General features: G+C 68.6%; 22 protein-coding genes. 3 read left to right on the top strand and 19 right to left on the bottom strand.

What is annotated here, in order from left to right:
• Window positions 1-10: 10 nt before the first annotated feature.
• Window positions 11-1969, bottom strand: coding sequence for a PAS domain-containing hybrid sensor histidine kinase/response regulator (locus ACODT0_RS02370; protein ID WP_489040454.1), 1959 nt, complete (start codon window positions 1967-1969; stop codon window positions 11-13).
• Window positions 1970-2181: 212 nt separating this feature from the next.
• A complete protein-coding gene (locus ACODT0_RS02365; RefSeq protein WP_489040453.1) occupies window positions 2182-3153 on the bottom strand; it encodes a helix-turn-helix transcriptional regulator in 972 nt (323 codons plus the stop codon).
• Between the two features lie 279 nt (window positions 3154-3432).
• On the opposite strand from ACODT0_RS02365, the gene ACODT0_RS02360 reads away from it, so the two are divergent.
• A complete protein-coding gene (locus ACODT0_RS02360; protein ID WP_489040452.1) occupies window positions 3433-4542 on the top strand; it encodes a helix-turn-helix transcriptional regulator in 1110 nt (369 codons plus the stop codon).
• Window positions 4543-4585: 43 nt separating this feature from the next.
• On the opposite strand, the gene ACODT0_RS02355 is transcribed toward ACODT0_RS02360, so the two are convergent.
• Both ACODT0_RS02355 and ACODT0_RS02350 read right to left on the bottom strand, forming a co-directional pair.
• Window positions 4586-5005 carry a hypothetical protein gene (locus tag ACODT0_RS02355; protein ID WP_489040451.1) on the bottom strand — a complete coding sequence of 140 codons (420 nt, stop codon included), beginning with the start codon at window positions 5003-5005 and terminating at the stop codon, window positions 4586-4588.
• A 21-nt stretch (window positions 5006-5026) separates the two neighbouring features.
• Window positions 5027-7153 (bottom strand): hypothetical protein, encoded by a 2127-nt coding sequence (locus ACODT0_RS02350; RefSeq protein WP_489040450.1) that lies wholly within the window; start codon window positions 7151-7153, stop codon window positions 5027-5029.
• A 180-nt stretch (window positions 7154-7333) separates the two neighbouring features.
• On the opposite strand from ACODT0_RS02350, the gene ACODT0_RS02345 reads away from it, so the two are divergent.
• Complete coding sequence (locus tag ACODT0_RS02345) at window positions 7334-7507, top strand: hypothetical protein (protein WP_489040449.1); 174 nt, start codon at window positions 7334-7336, stop codon at window positions 7505-7507.
• Complete coding sequence (locus ACODT0_RS02340) at window positions 7492-8703, top strand: NAD(P)/FAD-dependent oxidoreductase (protein ID WP_489040448.1); 1212 nt, start codon at window positions 7492-7494, stop codon at window positions 8701-8703. The genes ACODT0_RS02345 and ACODT0_RS02340 overlap by 16 nt, the downstream gene beginning before the upstream one ends.
• Before the next feature lie 12 nt (window positions 8704-8715).
• Here ACODT0_RS02340 and ACODT0_RS02335 read toward each other — a convergent pair whose 3' ends face one another.
• The 15 genes from ACODT0_RS02335 to ACODT0_RS02265 form a co-directional block, all read right to left on the bottom strand.
• Window positions 8716-9558: an IclR family transcriptional regulator gene (locus tag ACODT0_RS02335; RefSeq protein WP_489040447.1), complete on the bottom strand. Its 843-nt coding sequence runs from the start codon at window positions 9556-9558 to the stop codon at window positions 8716-8718.
• Between the two features lie 95 nt (window positions 9559-9653).
• Window positions 9654-10373 carry an SDR family NAD(P)-dependent oxidoreductase gene (locus ACODT0_RS02330; protein WP_057591225.1) on the bottom strand — a complete coding sequence of 240 codons (720 nt, stop codon included), beginning with the start codon at window positions 10371-10373 and terminating at the stop codon, window positions 9654-9656.
• A 25-nt stretch (window positions 10374-10398) separates the two neighbouring features.
• Window positions 10399-11382 carry a tripartite tricarboxylate transporter substrate binding protein gene (locus ACODT0_RS02325; protein WP_082321687.1) on the bottom strand — a complete coding sequence of 328 codons (984 nt, stop codon included), beginning with the start codon at window positions 11380-11382 and terminating at the stop codon, window positions 10399-10401.
• A gap of 49 nt (window positions 11383-11431) precedes the next feature.
• On the bottom strand, window positions 11432-12172 hold the full coding sequence (locus ACODT0_RS02320) for an SDR family NAD(P)-dependent oxidoreductase (RefSeq protein WP_489040446.1): 741 nt from the start codon (window positions 12170-12172) through the stop codon (window positions 11432-11434).
• Window positions 12169-12696 (bottom strand): 2,4'-dihydroxyacetophenone dioxygenase family protein, encoded by a 528-nt coding sequence (locus tag ACODT0_RS02315; protein WP_057591227.1) that lies wholly within the window; start codon window positions 12694-12696, stop codon window positions 12169-12171. The genes ACODT0_RS02320 and ACODT0_RS02315 overlap by 4 nt, the downstream gene beginning before the upstream one ends.
• 139 nt (window positions 12697-12835) lie before the next feature.
• Window positions 12836-13750: a LysR substrate-binding domain-containing protein gene (locus ACODT0_RS02310; protein ID WP_489040445.1), complete on the bottom strand. Its 915-nt coding sequence runs from the start codon at window positions 13748-13750 to the stop codon at window positions 12836-12838.
• Window positions 13751-13810: 60 nt separating this feature from the next.
• Complete coding sequence (locus ACODT0_RS02305; protein ID WP_489040444.1) at window positions 13811-14710, bottom strand: alpha/beta hydrolase fold domain-containing protein; 900 nt, start codon at window positions 14708-14710, stop codon at window positions 13811-13813.
• A complete protein-coding gene (locus tag ACODT0_RS02300) occupies window positions 14710-16215 on the bottom strand; it encodes a GMC family oxidoreductase (protein ID WP_489040443.1) in 1506 nt (501 codons plus the stop codon). The genes ACODT0_RS02305 and ACODT0_RS02300 overlap by 1 nt, the downstream gene beginning before the upstream one ends.
• The gene (locus tag ACODT0_RS02295) at window positions 16212-16826 is read right to left on the bottom strand and encodes an isochorismatase family protein (protein WP_296726997.1); all 615 of its coding nucleotides are present in this window, start codon (window positions 16824-16826) and stop codon (window positions 16212-16214) included. Before ACODT0_RS02295 ends, ACODT0_RS02300 begins: the two co-directional genes overlap by 4 nt.
• Before the next feature lie 216 nt (window positions 16827-17042).
• Window positions 17043-17552 carry a hypothetical protein gene (locus tag ACODT0_RS02290; protein WP_413765570.1) on the bottom strand — a complete coding sequence of 170 codons (510 nt, stop codon included), beginning with the start codon at window positions 17550-17552 and terminating at the stop codon, window positions 17043-17045.
• A 116-nt stretch (window positions 17553-17668) separates the two neighbouring features.
• Window positions 17669-17986, bottom strand: coding sequence for a toxin-antitoxin system YwqK family antitoxin (locus ACODT0_RS02285; protein WP_489040442.1), 318 nt, complete (start codon window positions 17984-17986; stop codon window positions 17669-17671).
• 115 nt (window positions 17987-18101) lie between these two features.
• Window positions 18102-18494, bottom strand: a complete 393-nt coding sequence (locus ACODT0_RS02280; protein ID WP_489040441.1) for a hypothetical protein — start codon at window positions 18492-18494, stop codon at window positions 18102-18104.
• Entirely contained in the window at window positions 18491-18784 is a 294-nt protein-coding gene (locus ACODT0_RS02275; protein ID WP_296726986.1) for a type II toxin-antitoxin system Phd/YefM family antitoxin, read from the bottom strand. Before ACODT0_RS02275 ends, ACODT0_RS02280 begins: the two co-directional genes overlap by 4 nt.
• 155 nt (window positions 18785-18939) lie before the next feature.
• On the bottom strand, window positions 18940-20070 hold the full coding sequence (locus tag ACODT0_RS02270) for a CaiB/BaiF CoA transferase family protein (RefSeq protein ID WP_296726984.1): 1131 nt from the start codon (window positions 20068-20070) through the stop codon (window positions 18940-18942).
• A 38-nt stretch (window positions 20071-20108) separates the two neighbouring features.
• Window positions 20109-20957 (bottom strand): HpcH/HpaI aldolase/citrate lyase family protein, encoded by an 849-nt coding sequence (locus ACODT0_RS02265; RefSeq protein ID WP_489040440.1) that lies wholly within the window; start codon window positions 20955-20957, stop codon window positions 20109-20111.
• Window positions 20958-20961 lie beyond the last annotated feature (4 nt).

Below are 20961 nucleotides of genomic sequence, written 5' to 3'. Positions count from 1 at the left end.
CGCCCTGCCATCAACCCGTCGCCGCGCCTGCCTGCTGGTCCTGGAACAGCCGCTCCAGCATCCGTGCCAGCCGGTCCACATCGACCGGCTTGGTCAGGTGCCCGAGGAACCCAGCCTCGAAGCTGGTGTCGCGGTCGCTGGGCTGGCCGTAGCCGGTCACGGCGATCAGAGCGGGCGGGTCGACCAGTTCGGCGCGCAGCCGGCGCGCGACCTCGTGGCCGTCGATGCCGGGCAGGCCGATGTCGAGCAGCACGACGTCGGGCCGGCCGGCCTTGACCGCCTCGATGGCGGCGAAGCCGTCGTGCACGACCGCGCTGGCATAGCCGAGCGCGTCCATCAGCAGCGCCATGGTCTCGGCGGCATCCTGGTTGTCGTCGACCACCAGCACCAGCCGTTCGCCGGGCGCCCGGCCCGATGCACCCTCAGCCGACAGCGGCTGCGCCACGGCCGCCAGGTTGACGACGAATTCGCTGCCCTCGCCCGGGCGCCCGCTGCTGAACACGCTGACGCGGCCGCCGTGCAGCGCGACCAGCTGCTGCACCAGGCTCAGCCCGAGGCCGAGCCCGCCCTTGGAGCGCGCGGCATCCTGCTCGCCCTGCACGAACAGGTCGAAGATGCGGCGGATGTCCTGCGGCGCGATGCCCGGGCCGGTGTCGCGCACCGCGATCTCGGCCTCGATCGGGCTGGCGTCCGCGGTGCCGGGCGCGGCGGGGCCGAGGCCGAGCCGCAGTTCGATGCGCCCGCCGCTGTCGGTGAACTTGGCGGCGTTGTGCACGAGGTTGCTGACCACCTGCACCAGCCGCGCCCGGTCGCCCGTGACCCAGGGGTCGGCGCCGTCGACCTGCAGGTCGAGCACTTGCGACTTCAGCGCGACCAGCGGGCGCACCGTCTCGACGGCGTCGTGGATCACCTCGCGCAGCCGCACCGGCTTGGCCTCGAGGTGGATCTTGCCGCTGGTGATGCGGCCCACGTCGAGCAGGTCGTCGATCAGCCGGGTCATCTGCCGCAGTTGCCTGTCGATGATGTCGCGCGTGCTGTTGAAGATGCGCGACTCGATCTTCTCGCGCTTGAGCAGCTCGAGCGCGTTCGAGATCGGCGCGAGCGGATTGCGCAGCTCGTGCCCGAGCATCGCGAGGAAGGTCGCCATGCGCCGGCCCTCGTCCTCCAGCGCCGTGATGCGGCGGCGCTCGCTGAGGTCGCGCGTGACCTTGGCGAAGCCCTTGTGCTGGCCCGCGGCGTCGTACAGCGCCGTGATGACCACGCTGGCCCAGAAGCGGCTGCCGTCCTTGCGCACGCGCCAGCCCTCGTCCTCGAAGCGGCCGTCGCGCAGCGCGTTGCGCAGCTCCTGCGCGGGCCAGCCGCTGGCCGCCACGTCGGGCGGATAGAAGGTCGAGAAGTGCCGGCCGATGATCTCGGCCGCCTCGTAGCCCTTGTTCTTCTGCGCGCCCGCGTTCCAGCTGATCACGTGGCCCGCGGGGTCGAGCATGAAGATCGCATAGTCCTTCACGCCCTCGACCAGCAGCCGGAAGCGCTCCTCGCTCGCGCGCAACAGCTCGTCCTGCTGGCGCCGCGCGCTGAGGTCGCGCGTGATCTTGGAGAAGCCGCGCACCCCGCCGTCGGGCCCGATGAGCCGCGTGATGACCACGCTGGCCCAGAAGCGCGAGCCGTCCTTGCGCACGCGCCAGCCCTCGTCCTGGAAATGGCCCGCCTCGCGTGCCTGCGCGAGTTCCTGGCCGGGCGCGTCGCGCTGCTGTGCCTCGGCCGGATAGAACATCGAGACATGGCGGCCCAGGACTTCGGCGTCTTCGTAGCCACAGACCAGCCGCGCGCCGGCGTTCCAGCTCAGCACCATGCCGTCGGGGTCGAGGAAGAAGATCGCGTAGTCGGTGACGGCGTCGATCATCTGCCGGTGATCGGCGTCCGACAGGTTGGCGAGGGACAGCCGCTCGGTCGCGGCAGGGTCTGGCATGTTGTTCGTTCTCTCGGACAGTGGGGCGCGCCGGCTCTCCCCCGCGGGTGGACCGGGGAGTATTCCTCCGCTCGAGAGCCCGGCCCGTGGGACGTTTCCGACATCTGCGGTCGGCAATCAGGCTGGACACCCTGGTTTTCGTTGGTCACCGACGCAAGCCCCGGGGCCTTTGAGGAACGTCAGCCCCAGGTGGCCCGACCTGTGCCCGCGCGTCAGCCGGCAAGCCGCAATTCCTGCATCAGGCCAGCAACATTGTTGACCTGCAGCTTGTCGTAGATCGCCTGGATGTGATTGCGAACGGTCGCGGGCGAGCGCGCCAGCAAGGAAGCGATGCCCTTGTAGTTGTCGCCACGGGCCAGCAACTCCGCGACGGTGCGCTCGCGCGGCGTGAGATCGTCCGCGCGACACCGCTTGCGCACGCTCAGGAACAGCAGCCGTTGCTCGATGCGAGCCGAGACCACGGCATGCCGGCCCAGATACGCGGACTGCACCGTCATGAAATGCACGAGGAGGAATGACGGCAGTGCCCGGCGCGGCCAGCCCGAGAACTCCTCGCGCATCAGTGCGGCGAAGTTCTCGTCGCAGTGGTACATCGCCCCTCGCAGATCGGCGATGGCCGCCCCCCTGGAGGATGGTGGGCGGGTGCGGTCGAGGTGCATCAGGCGGTTGAGCGCAAGCGCCTGCATCATGTGCGGGGAGAGGCTGCTCAGGAGATGCACTTCCTCGGGCTTGCAGTGCGCATCTTCGTCGGCTCGAAACAGCGAGAACCAGTGCATGAAGTTCGAACGGGGCGCGCTGTCCATCGCGATGAAGATGTTGTTCTGGTCATGGCGCTGAAGATAGTCCCGGATGGGGGCGTTCCTTGCGCCACCGAACCAGTCGGCGGTGTTGAAGCCTCGCGCGCCTTGCCCCTTGCCGAAGAAACTGGCCGCCGCGGAATCGAGGTGCTTGAACGCCTCATACTCCCGCATCATCTCCGGCGCCTTCTGGTGGAGATGCAGCGTACGGACGTCGATTCCATCGCGCGCGGTCGTGGCCGTTCCCCACATCGATGCGTCAAAAGGTATATGTGACTTGATCAGTCCGAGCGCGGCGTCCTGAAACGTCTCGATCGACGATTCGTGCGCGAGCCGATAGAGCCGCAACAAGAGGTCGCTGAAGTCATGTAGCGCCGATGCGGTCATGGGTCGGGTTTTCCATTGGCAACGAGATGTCGCTCCCACGTGTTTCCGTAGCCCGAGCGACGATAGCTTCTGGATGGCATCAAGCAAGACAACAGATTCACCTTCGCAGATCTCGTAAATAGTGCATTTGCATCATTTTCTTTTCCGAATTGACACCTATCGTTCTCGCAAGCTGCCTGGTGTGTTCGGTCGTGACGCTACCGTCACGGGCCCACATTCGCATCCGGCAACGTCGAACATTTCCACGGAGGGTGTATGGGGAGCTCGGATTCCGGCTTGATGAAAGCAGTGGTCGCTGCCTCGCGCGCGGCATCGGATTCGTCGCAATGGGGCGATTTCCTGTCGGTTCTGTGCGATCGCTTCGACGCCACCGCCGCGTGCATCCACACACCAAGGGATCCGATCGGGAAATGGTCGCTGTTCTCGGACGTCGGCCTTCCCCGGCACACCGTGCCGGACTACATCGAACACTGGTCGGCGCGCGATCCGTGGATGGCTGGTGCGACGTCCAGGGAGATCTGCGTGCGCACGGGCGAATGCGGCATCGGCAGGGAGCTGTGCGATTGGGACAAGTTGGAAAAGATGGACTACTTCCACGAGTACGCCGCTCCCACCGGGGTCAAGGGGCTGCTGGCAATGATCGTGGATGACGGATCGATGCCCTCGGTGGCGCCGATGACGGTGATCGGGCTGTATCGCCGTCCGGGGCTGGAGGAATTCAGCTACCAGGACAAGCGGGTTTTCGAATCGGTGCATGCGCCCCTTCAACTCGCCCTTCACACCCATTGGTCGCTTCACCGCAACCTCGAAGCCGAACGACTCTCCACCGCGCTCGTCGACGCGAATCCCCAGCCACTCTTCGTTCTTTCGCACGCAGGCGAACTCCTGTATGCGAATCCGGCCGGCCAGGCGCTGCTGGCGAAAGGGGATTGGATCGATGTGCGGACGGGAAAGCTGGCGCGGTTGGGCCAGCTCGAAGCGGCGGAAGTGTCGGCCTCCCTGGCGCGCGCGCAGTCGGGGCAGATTCAGACGCATTCGCTGCTCCGGATGCGGACCGACAGCCTGCGTGTCTGCGCGACGGCCCGATTCGTTCCACTGGGCATCGACAACCCTGCCCGCTGGGCCTGGCCGCGCGCCGCGACGCTTCTCACCATCGATGAGGGCCACGACGACCTCCAGTCGCGACGCATCGCGCAGATCGCGATGCAATTCAAGCTGACCGCCGCCGAGGCGCGACTGCTGAATGCCCTGGTCGACGGCGAGACACCCGGCGGCATTGCCGAGCACCAGGCCATCTCGGTCCATACGGTTCGTACCCACCTGAGCAACATCTTCGGCAAGACCGGGCTGCGTCGGCAGGCCGACCTGATTCGCCTGGTGACGCAGTAGCCGCACGCCGGCGCGAGGCGTCGCCGGCCTGTGCGACAGGTTCTCACTGTGCCGTGAGGACCACGATCTCGCCGTTGGCATTGCGCCGGTAGAACAGCTCGCTGCCTCTCAGCCGCACCTCATTGCACCCGCTCTCCAAGGTCTTGCGCATGTCTTGACAGAGCTTCGTGCCGTCCAGCCGGACCGTGCCATCGACGATGCCTCCACCGGGCCCGGCACCGGTGCCGCCGCGCCGGTACGACATCCGGAAGTAGTCGCCCGGTCCGAAGTCCATCGTCCAGCCCGTGCCGTCCATCCGTGTGCCTACAAATTTCTTGCCATCGAGACCCTTGAGCGTCTCGGGTGTCAGTGGCACGGCTTCCGGCGGGAAATCGGCGGTAGGAGTCTGGGCCAAGGCAGCCGACACAGCGATACCGAACGCAGCGGCGGTCGCCCTGCGAAGGATGTGTCGCATCGAGTTCATTGTTTCGATCTCCTCATCACCTCAGGGCGCGATCTGTGTCAACCCGACGTAGCCGAGACCGGTGAACGCACTGAAGATCGCATTCGCCGCCGTCAAATTCATTCGGATCTGCTTGCGGGCGACGGACTTGGACTGGTTCGCAAGGTAGACCTCGCCATTGCGTTCGACCAGTACCCGCTCGGAGCCAGAGTAGGTGGCCAGGCCCGGTACGCGGCTGAAGCGCATCACGCGCGCATCTCCAAGCTGAGTGATCGTGTAGCTGCCCTCGCCCACGACATCGCAGTTGCGGGCCGAGCCGTTGATCGCACGCTGCTTGCACTCGTAGAAGGTCACGGCGGTGCTGCCACCCCCTGCGAAGCTCACGCGAATCGGCGTGTTGGTGGTGTAGTAGTCGGTCGCGGTCGCGGCGGTACCCAAGGGTGCACCGCCCAGCGTGAGGAGGCTCAGCGACGTGCCCTGCCATCCATCGTTGCGAGGCCCGCTGGAGAACGCGGTGCCCGCCAGGTTGGCCGGTGCGTTGATGCAGGGCTTGCCGGGGTTGCGCGAGATCACATCCTCGAGGCTGGTCGCCGGCGTGAAGGCCGCGGTGGACACGGAGCAGGCGACCGCCGGATTGACCCTCGAGTCGCCACCCGCCGCGACCTCGGCCAGGGAGACGGTGGCCTTGTTGGCGTCGGTCGGCGTGTAGATGGGCGCGGCCTCGAGATCCACCGCGTTCTGGTAGTACATGACCGAGCCTGCGGGAAAGGTGTAAGGCGCCAGGCTCGTCAGCATCTCCACCGCGCCCATGTTGGGGCCCCAGGTCGAGTAGCGCTGCCCGTAGGGACCATTCGTGCTGTACGGGTGGGCCTTCACGCCCATGAATACCGCGGCCAAGGGCTGGCCGCTGATGTCGACCGACATGCGCCTGTTGACGCTGATGCTCAGGCCATCGCAGTAGTTACCGATGTTGACCGACCTGGCGTCGCGCACCGTGCTGGTGTTCTGGAATCCCGCAGGGCAGCTGACCCATGCAGTCCCGCTCCAGTGGAGATCGTTCTGGCGCTCCGGCGAGTTGCCGGACGACCAGGCCGCAATCGTGCCGTTGACGTTGTTGTTGCGAAGCTCCCTGTACTTAAAAATGCCGTTGACGGGCGTGAGTTCCTCCGCCGTGGACAGGAACAATCGTCGCGACCAGTTGGTGCTGTTCGTCAGCGTCAGGAAATCCAGGGTGCCGGCGGGGCCCGGAGCCTCCTCGAGCGCATTGGGTGCGGTGGTCAAGTTCCTGGTCGCCATCACGGCCAAGCCAACGTTGGACACGGTGAGCTGGTTCTCGTTGCTGTCCGTCACGTACAGGTCGGCCAGGTGCGCGATGTTGGCCTTGCACTGCTCCGAATTCGCGCCCGTGGCACAAGACTCGCGCCCGTAGCGTGAGTCGAGATTCGACCGGATGGGCAGAAGCCGGTCGAGCAGCATGTTCTGCGACTCGTTGGCGATATCGGTGGCGGTGATCGGGCCGCCGCTCAATGTGGGCTGGTCGATGGCCGGCGCCAGGACATCGGAGATGCGTTGGGCAAAGCGCACCAGCATCGCCGCGGCGGCAACGCTCGCGTTGTCCGCGCTGTAGTCCGTGAACAGGTTCGCGGGCAGGCCCAGCTGCGAACGCACATTCGCTTCCGCCTGGTCCGAGCTGGCACCCGTGTTCTCGACCATGCGATGGATCAGCGTGGTGAAGGAGGTGATGCGCTGCGGCCGATCGGCGGGAGCCTTCAGGATGTAGGCGGTGGTGACCGGGCCGAACAGCGTATCGACGGCATCGGTGCCGACGAGGGCGACCACGGGGCCCGAGCCGAGGTCATCGGACGCGACCTTGAGCGTGACGCTGCCCGAGGCATCGGTGCGGCCACTCGGCTCGCCGCTGTCGAGCATGCCGTTGTTGTTCCTGTCGAGGAACACCTGTGCGTTGCGGATCGAGCCTTCCATGACCTTGATCGTCAGGTCCTGATCGGTCGAGCCCGGCGTGGTCGTGTCGGGCACCGTCGGAGCCGGGCCCGTGGCAAACGGAAAGATGGCGCCACCTCCGCCTCCCCCGCCACCGCCGCAAGCCGCGATACCCGTCAGCACGGCGCAAGCCAGCGCAACCTTGGTTCCCAGGAATCCATTCGCCATCTTCTGCTCCTCGTTGTTGAAGCACCCCCTCCGGGTGCTCTGCGGCGGAGTATTGAGAGGGGCCGGTTCTTTGGCATCCTTCAAATCAACTAGATCATGACCATGCGCACCCCGTCCCCTACGGCGGGGACAGACAAGCACCCCCCGCGGCCCGACCATCGCGCTGCAGGAGACACGCAGATGGAATGGCTGATCCCTTACAAGCTCGACACCGACGCGCCCGACGGCAGCCGGCCTTCGCTAGAGGTGCCGCGCGCGCCGGAACCGGTCGCCGCACAGCGCCGCACCGCATGGGCGCGCGTGCGCGCCCTCGTCCTCCCCACCCCGACGCGCGCGCCATGCAGCAGGTCGTGATCGTCGGTGCGGGTCATGCGGGCTTCCAGTGCTGCGCCTCGCTGCGCCAGGAAGGTTTCGACGGCGCCATCGTGCTGGTGGGCGACGAGGCCAGCCTGCCCTACCAGCGGCCGCCGCTGTCGAAGGCCTACCTGCTCGCGAAGGCGAGCGCGAGCGACCTGCACTTCCGGCCCGAGCGCTTCTTCGAGGAACAGCGCGTGCAGCGCGTGCAGGGCCGCGTCGAGCTGATCGATCGCGCCGCGCAGCGCGTGGTGCTGACATCGGGCCAGGCGATCGCCTACGACCACCTCGTGATCGCCACCGGATCGAGCCCGCGCCGCATGCGCGTCGAGGGCGCGGACCTCGAGGGCGTGATGAGCCTGCAGACGCTGGCCGATGCCGACCGGCTGCGCGAGCGCATGGCCGACAGCCGGCGCGCGGTGGTGGTCGGCGCGGGCTTCATCGGGCTCGAGTTCGCCTCGGTGGCGCGTGCCCTCGGGCTGGAGGTGACGGTGCTCGACGTGGCCGATCGCGCGCTGGCGCGGGCCGCCTCGCCGCACAGCGCGCAGGCCGTGGCGGCCTCGCACGAGGGTCGTGGCACGCGGCTGCGCTTCGGCTGCGGCGTGACGGCGCTGGAGGGCCATGAAGGCCGGATCGCTGCGGTGCGCACCGCCGACGGCGAAACGCTGCCCGCCGACCTCGTGGTGGTCGGCATCGGCGCCGAGCCGCGCACGCAGCTCGCGGCGCAGGCCGGGCTCGCGGTCGACAACGGCATCCGCGTCGATGCGCAGTTGCTGAGCTCCGATCCGGCGATCTCGGCCATCGGCGACGTGGCGGCCTTTCCCGACCCGGTCGGCGGACGCCACATCCGGCTCGAATCGGTGCAGAACGCCGGCGACCAGGCGCGCAGCGTGGCGGCGCGGCTCGCGGGCAAGACGGTGGCGCACGGCCCGGTGCCGTGGTTCTGGAGCGACCAGGGCGAGCTCAAGCTGCAGATCGCCGGGCTGCGCGCGGCCGACGATGCGCACGTGGTGCTGCGCGATGCGGCCTCATCGGCCGCCACCGTGCTGTGCATTCGCGAAGGACGTCTCGCGGCGGTCGAGACCCTCAACCGCGCGGGCGATCACATGCTCGCGCGCCGGCTGCTGGCCAAGGGCGTGGCGCTGAGCGAAGAAGAAGCGCGGGCGCCGGGCTTCCAGCTCAAGGCGCTGGCCTGAGCCGCACGCGCTTCAGAGCACGTCGCTGCCCGACAGCGAAGGCGTCTGCGCGATGCGCTCCGAGATGACGCGGCAGGCCTCGAGCAGCGGCGCCACGTAGGCCTGGGCCGGGTCCTCCTTCTGGCGGAACACCAGCGTGCTCACGCTGATCGCCGCCACCGGCACGCCGCCCACGCCGCGGATCACCGCGCCGAAGCAGAAGATGCCGGCCTCGTTCTCCTCGTTGTCGACCGACCAGCCGCGCTCGCGCGTCTTCTGTACCTCGGCGCGCAGCGCGGCGGCATCGACGGTGGTGTTGGGCGTGTAGCGCGGCATCGGCAGGCGCTTGACCAGCGCCTTGAGCGCGCCGTCGTCGAGCGCCGCCATGTAGGCCTTGCCGACGGCGGTGGCGTGCAGCGACACGCTGGTGCCGATGCGCGAGGCCATGCGCACCGCGCTCGGGCTCTCGAGCTTCTCGATGTAGACCATGGTCGTGTCGTTGGGCACGGCCAGGTGCACGGTCTCGCCCGTGAGGTCGCGCAGCCGCTTGAGCTCGTCGACCGCCGCCAGCCGCAGTTCGGAACGGCCCCAGCTGCGGCTCGCGAGCTGGATCAGCCGCGGGCCCAGCCCCAGGGTCGCGCTGTGCGGATTCTCGACCAGCAGCCGCTCGGCGATCAGCGCCGCGACGATGCGATGCACCGTGGGCCGCGGATAGCCGCTCGCGCGCATCAGCGCCGCGACGTTGACCGGCTCCTGCGCATCGGCCACCAGTTGCAGCACGTGCATGAACTTGGAGAACGAGGCGGTGCCCGCGACCTGGTTCGCGGAAGCGGCGGAAGAAGCGGGAGCGGCGGAGGAAGACCGGGGAGCAGGCATGGACGAAGGGACGAGGCCGGCGCGGGCACCGGCGGGAACGAGGGCCGGGCCATTATCCATACCCTCCATCCAGTCCACGCGCATCGGGCGCGCCCTCAGCTCACCATGTAGCCGCCGTCGACCGGCAGCACCACGCCGGTCATGAACGACGCGGCCGGCGTGCAGAGGAACATCGCGGCACGCGCCACGTCGTCGGGCGTGCCCCAGCGGCCCAGCGGCGTGCGCGCGAGGATCGGGCCCGCGCGCGCGGGATCGTCCTGCAGCGGTTTCGTGAGCGGCGTCGCGATCCAGCCCGGCGCGATCGCGTTCACGCGGATGCCGTCGGCCGCGTACGCGATCGCCAGCGACTTGGTGAGCTGCGCCACGCCGCCCTTGCTCGAGGCATAGCCGGGCACCAGCCCGCCGCCGAAGAAGCTCAGCATCGAGGCCGTGTTGACGATGCAGCCGCCGCTCGCCTTGAGGCGCTCGCGCGTCATGCCGCACACGCGCATCGTGCCCGTGAGGTTCACGGCCAGCACCTTCTCGAACACCGCGAGGTCGTGCTCCGCGCCGCGCTGGATGATGCCGGCGCAGTTGAAGACGATGTCCAGGCGCTCGATGCCGCCGATCGCGGCCTCGAGGCTCGCGTCCGAGGTCACGTCGGCCTGCCGGACCTCGACCGCGGCATCGAGCGTGCCGTCGCCGTTGCCCAGGCCGATGGCCGTGACCTGCGCGCCGAGCGCGGCCAGGTGGTTGGCGATCACGGCGCCGATGCCCTGGGTGGCGCCGGACACCAGTGCCCGCTTGCCCTTGAAGAGTGCTGCCTCGTAAGTCATGAAAAGGGAGTTGCCTTTGCGTGGATCAGTTCTTGATGTCGAGCTTGCCCATCAGCGTCTTGAAGTAGGCGCTGTCCTTGGCCATCGTGGCCTTGAAGGCGACGTCGTCGGCATAGGCGAAGCCCAGGTTCTGCTTGTCGAGCACCTCGCGGAAGGCGGGCTCGTTGGCGGCCTGCTGGCTCACGGTCTTCAGGTAAGCGATGACCTCGGGCGGCGTGTTCTTCGGCGCCGCGATGCCGCGCCAGGTGCCGATCACCAGGTCGATGTTGCGTTCCTTGAGCGTGGGCACCTTCTCGAAGCCCTTCACGCGCTGCTCGGCCATCACGGCCAGCGTCTTGAGCTTGCCGGCCTGCACGTAGGTCGTGACCTCGGCCGGGCTCACCGCCACCGCGTCGATGTGGCCGCCCATCAGCGCGAGCACCGCGGGGCCGGCGCCCTGGAACGGCGTGTGGTTGAACTTCACGCTGGTCTTGTCCTCGAGCGCGGCGGCGGCCAGGTGCCAGATCGAGCCGTTGCCGGCATTGCCCACGCTGAGCTTGCCGCTGTCCTTCTTCGCGGCGGCCAGGAACTCCTCGATGGTGTTCCACGGCGCATCGGCGCGCACGGTGATCGCGGCCTGGTCGGCGTTGAGGCGCGCGATGGGCGCGAGGTCCTCGTAGGTGAACTTCGCGAGGCCCATGTGCGGCAGCGTCGTGAGTTCCACCGTGACCACCGCGAGGCGGTAGCCGTCGGGCTTGGCGTTGACCACGTCCTGCCAGCCGATGGCGCCGCTGGCGCCGGGCTTGTTGACGATGATCATGCTCTGCGGCATGTGCTTGCGCGTGGCGTCGGCGAAGGCGCGCGCCAGCGCGTCGGTGCCGCCGCCGGGCTGGAACGGCACCACCAGTTCGACCGGCTTGTTGGGATAGTCGCGCGATTGCGCCGAGGCGGGCGCGGCGGCCAGCAGCGCCGCCACCGGCAGCAGCGACAGCGCCGCGAGGCGTTGCAGTTTCGAGGCGAAGCGAATCATGGGGTGTGTCTCCGTGGTTTGAAAATGAATGGGACCGAAAAAACTTGCTTCAGTACGTGGCCCGACCGCCCGAGAGGTCGAAGGTGGCGCCGGTGCTGAAGCTGCACGAGCCCGAGCACAGCCAGGCCACCATCTCGGCCACCTCGGCGCTCTCGCCCAGGCGCTGCATCGGGCTCTTGCCGATCATGGTCTGCACGTGCTCGGCCGACATCTGCTCGAGGATCGGCGTGCGCACCGCGGCCGGCGCGATCGCGTTCACCAGGATGCCGGTGGTCGCGAGCTCCTTGCCGAGCGACTTGGTCAGCGCGATCACGCCGGCCTTGGCCGCGCTGTAGGCCGAGGCATTGGGCGTGCCCTCCTTGCCGGCCAGCGAGGCGATGTTGACGATGCGGCCCGCGCCCGCGGCACGCAGGTGCGGCACCACGGCGCGGCACACGTTGAAGGTGCCGACCAGGTTCACGTCGACGATGCGGCGCCACGTGGCGGGGTCGTAGGCATCGAGCGCCATCGTGGGCCCCGCGAAGCCCGCGCTGTTGACCACGAAGTCGATGCGGCCGAACCGCGCGACCACCGCGGCGGCGGCGCGCTCGACCGTGGCGAGATCGCTCACATCGACCTGCCAGGCGTCGTCGCTCGCGCCGGCCTCGGCCATGTCCCACACCGCCACGCGCGCGCCGCTGCGCCGCAGCTGCGCCGCGACCTCCGCGCCGATGCCGCTGGCACCGCCGGTGACCACCGCCACCGCGCCCGCGAAGTCGTAGCCGGCGCGGCCGTAGGCCGTCGTGCTCATCGGATGAACTGCTTGACGTAGTCCGCGCCGAGGCCGACGTTCTCGAAATGCTTGCGGCACATGTCGATCTTGGTGAACACGTCCTCGTAGCCCATGCCCTTGCCCCAGGGGTCGGTGTAATACATGACACCGTTGACCTGGAAGTAGGTGATCATTTCCTCGACGTCCTCGGGCACGTACAGCGTGTGCGTCTCGCCCGGCGGCTCGAACACGTAGCTGCCCTCGGTGGCTTCCCAGTCGTGCTCGAGATAGCGCCAGCGCCCCTTGAGCACGAAGCCGTGCACCGCCTGCGGATGGCGGTGGCGGCTCAGCACGCCCGACTTGCGCACCTTCAGCAGGTTCATCCAGTAGCCCTGGCTCGCGTTCAGGCACAGCGGCCGGAACCACACGTTCTCGGCCTGCGGCACCCACAGGCGCTCGTCGGTCGGGATCGCATGCTGCACCACGATCTCCGGCAGCGCGTCCGGAGGATTCGGGTACTGGTAGGGCATCTTCGGGGTCGGGTCCGAATCATCGAGGGGCATGTCGCTTGTCCATATTGTGGATGTATGTCCATATTGTAGACATCGACATGCGGCGCACATCTTTGCGTAAACCCTGATGGCGCGCGCGACCGCGCCGCCGCATGGGCGCGGCGGTTCGGATCACAGGAGGTGTTTGCGCTCAGTCGAGGCGGACGGCGGCGGGAAAGGCTTCGACGAGGTGCTCGATGAAGGCGCGCGCGGCCGCGCTCATGCCGCGCCGGCTCGGCATCAGCGCCGAGATGGTCGAGTCGGCCGCCACCCAGTCGGGCAGCACGCGCCGCAGGCGGCCGGCGCGCAGCTCGTCGCGGCAGATGTAGGCCGGCAATGCGACCACGCCCATGCGCGCCTCGGCCGCGCGCTTCAGGGTCACCATGCAGGTGCCCTCCATGCGCGGGCGGATCGCGACCTGCGCGGTCTGCGCGCGGTCGTCCTCGCGCTTGAGCTGCCACAGGGGCGCGAGGCCGCCGCGCTTCATGAACAGCGTGGCGCAGCCCAGCAGGTCGTCGGGCGTCTCGATGGCGCCGGCGGCCTCGAGGAACTCGGGCGCCGCGAACAGGTGCCAGGGCGCTTCAGCGAGCGGGCGCTGCACCAGGTTCGAATCGGGCAGCGCGCCCGAGTAGGCGCGGATCGCGAAGTCGTAGCGGTCGGCCACGATGTCGACGTTGGCGTCGCTCGCGTCCTGCAGCAGGTTCACCTTCGGGTACTTCGCGAGAAAGCTCGCGACCATCCCGGTCATCGCGAACTGCGAGGTCGCGACCGACACCGTGTAGCGCACGGTGCCCGTCGGCTCCGTGCTGCGGCTGCGCATCGCCGCTTCGGCCTCGTTGGCGCGCGCGATGGTGGCGACCGCATGGCCGTAGAAGGCCTCGCCCGATTCGGTCAGCGTGATGCGCCGCGAGGTGCGCGCCAGCAGCGTCAGGCCGAGCTCGGCCTCGAGCTGCTGGATGCGGTAACTGATCGTCGACACGGGGCGCTGCAGCGCGCGCGCCGCGGCCGAGAGGCTGCCCCGGTCGATCACTTCCACGAAGTACCGAAAGTCGTTGAGGTCGAGCACGCGTGTCCTTCGCCGATGAAGTCTTCGAAGCCGCGCCAACTTAGCATGTTCCGCGACGGATCAGGCGCTCCAGTGACGAGCCACGAACGCAGCCGCGCGGTCGAGCGACTTGCGCGCACTCGCGAGTTCGCGCGTGTTGAGCTGGAACACGTGGTGCATGCCCTGCCATTCCTCGAGCTCGACCTGGGCGCCAGCGCCGCTGGCCGCTTCCACGAGACGGCGCGAATCGTCGCGCAGCACCTCGTCCGAGCCGACCTGGACCAGCGTGGGTGGCAGGCGCGACAGGTCCGCATCGAACAGCGGCGAACCGCGCGGATCGCTGGCCGGCGCGCCGCCCAGGTAGGCCGCGGCCGAAGCGCGCAGATAGCCCACGTCGAGCAGCGGATCGCCCACCGCCAGTTCCTGCGCGCTCGCGCCGCTCAGGCTCAGGTCGGTCCAGGGCGAGAACGCGACCAGCGACGACACGGCGATGCCCTGCCTCGCGGCCTCGAGCACGGTCGCGAACGACAGGCCGCCGCCGGCCGAGTCGCCCGCCACCGCCACCGCGCCGAAACGCGCTGCCAGCCCCGCGAGCGTGCGCAGCGCGAGGTCGCGCGCCGCGGGCAGCGCGGCCTCGGGCGCCAGCGGGTACTCGAGCACGAAGACCGGCACGCGCGTGCGCACCGCGAGCTGGCTGGCCAGCCCCACATAGGCGCTCGCATGGCCCAGGCCGTAACCGCCGCCATGGATGAACAGCAGCGCGCGCCCGGGCACGGCCTGGGCGGGCTCGACCCACCAGCCGGAAGCGGCTTCGTCGACGGCCTCGCGCGCAGCAACCTCTGGCGCGGTGGGCGTCTGCGCGATGAAGCGGTCGTAGATGTCGCGCGGCGTGCCGGGCGCGGTGGACCAGAAGCGGCCGAACTCGAGGCGCAGCGCGCGCGCCGCGGCGATGTCCTGGGGATCGATGGGAACGAGGGCCATCAGCGGACTCCGAAGCCGTGGCCCGCGAGATGCCAGGCCATCATCATGGTGGTGATGTTGGGCGGCGCGCTCGGTGCCCTGGGCATGATCGACGCGTCGATCACGAACAGGCCCGGCACGCCGTGGACGCGCCCGCCCCCATCGACCACGCCCTGGCCGGGCGGTCCCATGCGGCAGGTCGAGGTGGGGTGCGCATAGCCGTCGAGCTGCTGCTCGATCGCGCGCCGCAGGTCGTCGCCGTCCGAGACCTCCGGCCCCGGCGCCATCTCGGCCGCGACCATCTGCGCGAACGGCGACTGCCGCCCGATCGCGCGCGACAGCCGCACGGCCTCGAGCATGCGCGCCATGTCGCGCGGCGTGCCCAGCAGGTTGTAGCGGATGCGCGGCGCGCTGCGCGGATCGCGGTCGGCCAGCTCGAGGCTGCCGGTCGCCTCGGGCTGCGTCACCGACACCGCCAGCACGATCGCGCCGCCCGTGGGGCTCAGCGCCGGATCGAACAGATGGGTGGCCGAGATGTGCAGGTCGAGGTCGCCGGGCTCGGCCTGCGAGGACGCGGCCCAGAGGATCGCGCCTGCCGCGGGATGCATGCCGGCCGCCTCGGGCGTCAGCGCATAGACGTTGTAATAGAACGGATGCTCCTGCAAGCCCTGCCCGACCGGCAGTTCCGCCACCAGCGGAATGCCCAGCGACGCCAGGTGCGACGCGGGACCGATGCCCGATCGCAGCAGGATCGCCGGACTGCCGAAGGCGCCCGCGCTGAGGATCACCTGGCCCGCGCGATGGCTCTCGCCCTCGGCATCGACCACGCCCACCGCGCGGCCTTCCTCGAACAGCACGCGGTCGATCTCCACGCCGCCACGGATCGTGAGGTTGGGCCGCGCGCGCACGTCCTCGCCGAGGAAGGCGATGCCGGTGTTGATGCGCCGGCCCGAGATCACGTTGAGCGGGTATGGCGCGACGCCGGCCTGCTGTTCGCCGTTGAAGTCCGCCACGCGCGCGAAGCCGAGCGCGGCCGTCGCATCGACGAAGCCATTGAGCGCCGGCGTCAGCTCGTCGCGCCGCCGGTTGCGGATCGGCAGCGGGCCTGCGCGGCCGCGCAACGCATCGTCGCCGTCGGGCGTGTTCTCGATCGCCTTGAAGGCCTCGAGCAGCTCGGGCCATTGCCAGCCCTCGATGCCGAGCGCGCGCCACTTCGCGAAGTCCGCGGGCCGCGAGCGCATCGCCACCGCCGCGTTGACGGCCGAGCTGCCGCCCAGCGTCTTGCCGCGCGGCGCGTGGATGCTGCGGCCAGCGAGGCCGGTCTCGGCCTGGTAGCCCCAGTCGTGGCCGTCGGGTCCGCCCGCAGTGTCGGCATCGGCGAGGTCGCGTGGAAACACGTTCGGCCGGTAGGCTTCGCCGGCTTCGAGCAGCAGCACCTTGCGCGCCGGATTGGCGCTGAGCCGATGCGCCAGCACAGCGCCCGCCGAGCCGCCACCGACGACGATGACGTCGAAGGCAGCGCTCATCGCGACAGCGCTCCGGCCACCTGGCCCATCAGCACCGCGAACGGCATGTCGAGCGCGGCATACACGTCGAGCGCCTTCGGATCGGCGTTGTCGCCCATGATCTCGACCATCAGGGTCGCGTAGTCGGAGATCTCGATGCCGAGCGTCGTCAGGCGCGCGATGCCCGCTTCGCGCTTGGCGGCCGAGAAGGTGCCGCAGGCGTCGATGGCAACGATCGGCTGGTAGCCCTCCTCGCGCGCCGAGATCGCCGGCAGCGAGGCGCAGACCTCGAACGACAGCCCCGCGATGATCAGGTGGTCGCGCTTGGTTGCCTTCACCGCTTCCACGAAGGGCGGGTAGTCCCAGGCGTTGACCGTCGAGCGGTCCATGATCTCGCCGCCGCCCAGCGCTTCCTTGAGTTCGGAGGCCGTCGGTCCCCACATGCTGTCGCGCGCCGTCGTCACCGCGACGATCGGCAGGCCCAGGACCTTGGCCGCTTTCGCGAGGCCGACGACGTTGTGCTTGAGGTCGCTGACCGTCATGTCGCGCACGCCGGTCATCAGTCCGACCTGGTGGTCGATGAGCAGGACGGCCGTGTTGTCCCGCGTCATGCGGGTGCGTTGGGCTTGCATTGGTGTGACTCCTTGCGATGGGTGGATGCGGGTTCGAAACGTGGACGATTCGACCGGATGCGCCATGCAGGGTCAACGAGATCGGCGGGGATCGGGGCTGGAAGGATCTTCCAATGGGTTGGAGGGTGGGAGAGGTTCCAATGGGGCGGATGCTTTGGAGATCGCGAGCGCAAGCGACCGCGCCTCAGCATGGCCGGCGTCCAAAGCCTCCATGGACTACCGCGGCAGGGAACGCTGGTCGGGATAGGGGACCTTGTGACGCAGCACGCCAAAGGCGACGAGCCCGCCGAGACCGGGCAGCAAGAGAGGCAGCAGCCCATAGCCGACCCAGCTTCGTTCGGCCAGTACCGCCGCACGCCCGATCAGCACGTGGAACGCGAAGAAAAGCGTGACATATCCCGCCGTGCTGTACGTTGCATACCGTGTGTCCGGAGAGCCCGCGAAGAAGAAGCCCATCACCATCAGCAGGAAACACAGGCGTGCCCAATTCAAGGTCTTGTGGGCATCGATCAGGCGAAGTTCGGCCGCCGACGGCGGCGTGCGCTGGACTTCAGCCTCGGAGCCCAAGCCGGCCTTTTCCCTGCGCTCCTTCAAGTAGCTGTGCAGAAACACGGTCCCGATGAATGCCATGCTCAAGCCGAGGATGACACCCCAAGCACCGCCGACCAACCCGTTGATGACCACGAAAAAAGCGGCGAAGGTGGCGATGCGAAATCCGAGATTCATCCTGGTTCCCTCCTGGTTTCAACGTCCAGAAATCCGGGTCGTTTCGTGCATTGGGTGACGCGCCACGCGCGCTCATCGAAGCTTGATTTGCCACGGCTTCGGCATGGCCTCTGCGCTCAACCGCCGTGGCTCTCGCTCGGCCCTTCAGTCCCATCGGCATTCCAGAAGCGCCACACGCCGACTTCACGCCCGTCGCGATAGTGCCCCTCGGAGGCCCGCCGGCCATCGGGATGGAAGTCGCGCCACAGCCCGTCTTCCTTCCCGTCGACGTAGTGGCCTTCCGATGCCACCGTGCCGTTCTCGTGATAGGCCACGAACGAGCCATGCCGGATCCATCGCGTCTTGTCGGGCGACATCACCCTCGTGTAGCGGAATCGGATGATTCCCGATTCGTAGGGGATCTCGGCGATGTTGAGATTGAGGTCGGCGGTCATGTCTTGGTGCTGGTGAGCGTTGTGGCAGGCGAGCTCAAACATCCTGTGCCCGCGGAGCCGCTCAACAAGAGGCTGCCACCACTGCGGACGGCCATCTCTGTCTTGCCCGTATCCATCAGGCAGGGCTCGTGGGCAGTCCATAGCCCAGCTGACGCTCGTGTCGGATCGAGAGCAACACCACCTCGCGCTCGGAGTGGGCGTAGAGCATCACATGGCGGTCCAGCACCAACTCTCGAAGTTCGAACCGTCCAAGTGCGCGAGCAAGCTGTTTTGCCTGCTCGGCTTGAAAACTCCCCCAACCCGACTGGGCGTCGAGGAATCGAGCGGGCCGCCCGCTCGTGGGCGCGAATGACAGCAGAGTCCGCGCCTTGACAACCTCGGCTTGCAATTTCTTGAAGCGCGCCGACGCCGACGCAGCATCCTGCTCTTCCATGAAGCTCCGAGCAACGTGCAGGCACACCAGAAAGTTGGGGACCGCCCGGATCCTCGCGTTGACGGGAATGCTCACGGTGCTGCGGCAATACCGAGAGCTTGATCCAGTTCTTCATCGGACACGAACTGCCCCTTCAAAGCCTCTCGCAGGCCTGTGATCGCGTCCTCCGCCAGCACGAGATTGGCATGCTCCGCCTCGAGCGCATGGTAGTAATCGAGCCGGCGCGCATCGACCAACGCGACATAGCTTGCCCCGTTCTTGGTCAACACCTTCTCGGAGCCGCTGCCGACCACGTCTTCGGCCAGTTCGGTGAGGCGGGCGCGTGCTTCACTGATGGGAACGATGTCCGATGCTTTGAATGCCATTTTGCAGAATCCATTAAGCTTTACGTTAATGTCAGTCTAGCAGCCGACCATAGGCCTAGCAATCGCCGCTGAATCTGCGCAGCCCCACCGTACATCTGCCCACGATGGATGTCCGGCAACCTCCACGATCAGGTCGCGCGCGAAAAGGCCGCGACTCACCCACCCCCACCCACGACCTGCTCCGTATGCTCCCCCAGCATCGGCGCCCTCGCCTCCCGCTTCACCCCGCGCTCGCCATTGAAGCGAATGGGCTCCACCACCGCGCGATAGCTGCCCAGCGTGGGATGCGCATGCGTCTCCAGCAGCCCCTGGTGGGCGACCTGAGCGTCGTCGAACACCTCCTCGATGCCGCGCACCACGGTGCATGGCACGCGCGTGCCGAAGATCGCTTCCCATTCGCGGGCGTCGTGCCGCATCAACGCGGCGCGCAGCTGCGGGACCAGTTCGGCCTCGTTGGCCTTGCGCAGGCGCATGTCGGCAAAACGCGGATCTCGCGCCAGATGCGCGAGGCCCGTGAGTTCGCACAGCGCCTCCCAGAACGGCTGGGTCTGGGCCTGCAGGTAGACGTAGCCTTCGCGCGTGGGGTGGATGCCCGAGAGCGCGCCGCCGCGCAGGTCGCGGTCGACGCCGGGACCCTCGCCCTCGGCCCACACCATGCGGCCCGCCTGCATCGCGAGCGCCGCTTGCAGCAACGAGGTATCGACACGTTGCGGCAGGCCGGTGCGTTCGCGCTGGAACAACGCGGCGCAGATGCCGGTGGCGATCAGGCTCGCGCCGTAGAAGTCCACGGCCGAACCCCACACCACGCGCGGCTCGTCGCCCGGATAGCCCTGCGCCTTGGCGATGCCGGTGCGGCATTGCAGCACCTGGTCGAAGCCCGGGCGCTGCGCCTGCGGACCATCGGGGCCATAGCCGGTGAAGCTGCAATAGATCAGGCGCGGCTGGATCGCGGTCAGCGTGTCGCAGTCCAGCGCCAGCCGCTCGGCCACGCCGGGGCGGAAGTTGTGCAGCACCACGTCGGCCTGGGCCACGAGCCGGTGGCAGGCTTCGCGATCGGCGGGCTGCTTGAGGTCGAGCACGATGCTGCGCTTGTTGCGGTTCACCCCGATAAAGGCGCGGCTCTCTCCGGGCAGGGTCGAGGGGTAGTAACGCATCGGGTCGCCCTCGGGCGCCTCGATCTTGATCACGTCGGCGCCCAGGTCGCCCAGCAGGCTCGCGCCGTAGGGGCCCGCGATGTAGGTGGTGAAGTCCAGCACCTGGATGCCGTCGAGTATCTGTTGCGCCATCGATGTCGTCGTTTCGGGTCGTGGGGTGTGATGAAGAACTAGGCAAGCAGGCGCCGCGCGCGATCGACCATCGGGCGATCGATCATGCGGCCATCGAGCCGCAGCGCGCCCAGGCCCTCGGCGTCGGCGCGGGCATGCGCCTCGAGCACCTTGCGGGCCTGCGCGATCTCGGCCTCGGTGGGCGCGAACACGCGGTTGAAGACCTGCACCTGCGCCGGGTGCACGGCGGGCGTGCCGCTGAAACCCAGTCGGTGCGACAGCCGCGCCGCGCCTTCGAGCGCGTCCATGTCGTCGAGCTCGGCGATGGAAGCGGCCAGTCCCCAGCAGGCCAGGCCCTCGGCCGCGGCGCACATGGCGACGCGGGCCGCGGCGGGTACCAGCAGCTCGGCATGCGGAGGACGGCCGATCGCGGCCGCATAGTCCTCGGCGCCGAAGCCCAGCGCGCGCAGGGCGGGATGGGCGGCCGCGATCGCATCGGCGCGCAGCACGCCGCGCGGGGTTTCGATCAGCGCGACCAGCGAGCGCGGTCCGGTCGAGCCGCGCTCGCGCGCATGCCGCTCCAGGTGCACGAAGGCCGCGCGCACCTCGCTCGGCGACTCGACCTTGGGCAGCATGACGGCATCGACGCCCGCGGCCACGCAGGCCTCGAGGTCGGCGTCGAGCAGTTCGGCCTCCGCATTCACGCGCGCCATCAACGGCAGGCCGGTGCCGCGCAGCGCACCGGCCGCATGCGCCAGCGCGAGCCGCGCCTCGGCCTTGCGCTGCGGCGCGATCGCGTCCTCGAGATCGAGGATCAGCGCCTGCGCGCCGCGCTCGCACGCGCGCGCGAAGAAGCGCGGCTCGAGCACCGGCACGAACAGCGCGCAGCGAATGCGGTGGGCGTCCATCGGC

It is taken from the genome of Variovorax sp. FG153 (genome assembly GCF_057809595.1).
The sequence above is the reverse complement of the archived record's forward strand: the minus strand, read 5'-3'. Positions and strand labels throughout refer to the sequence as shown.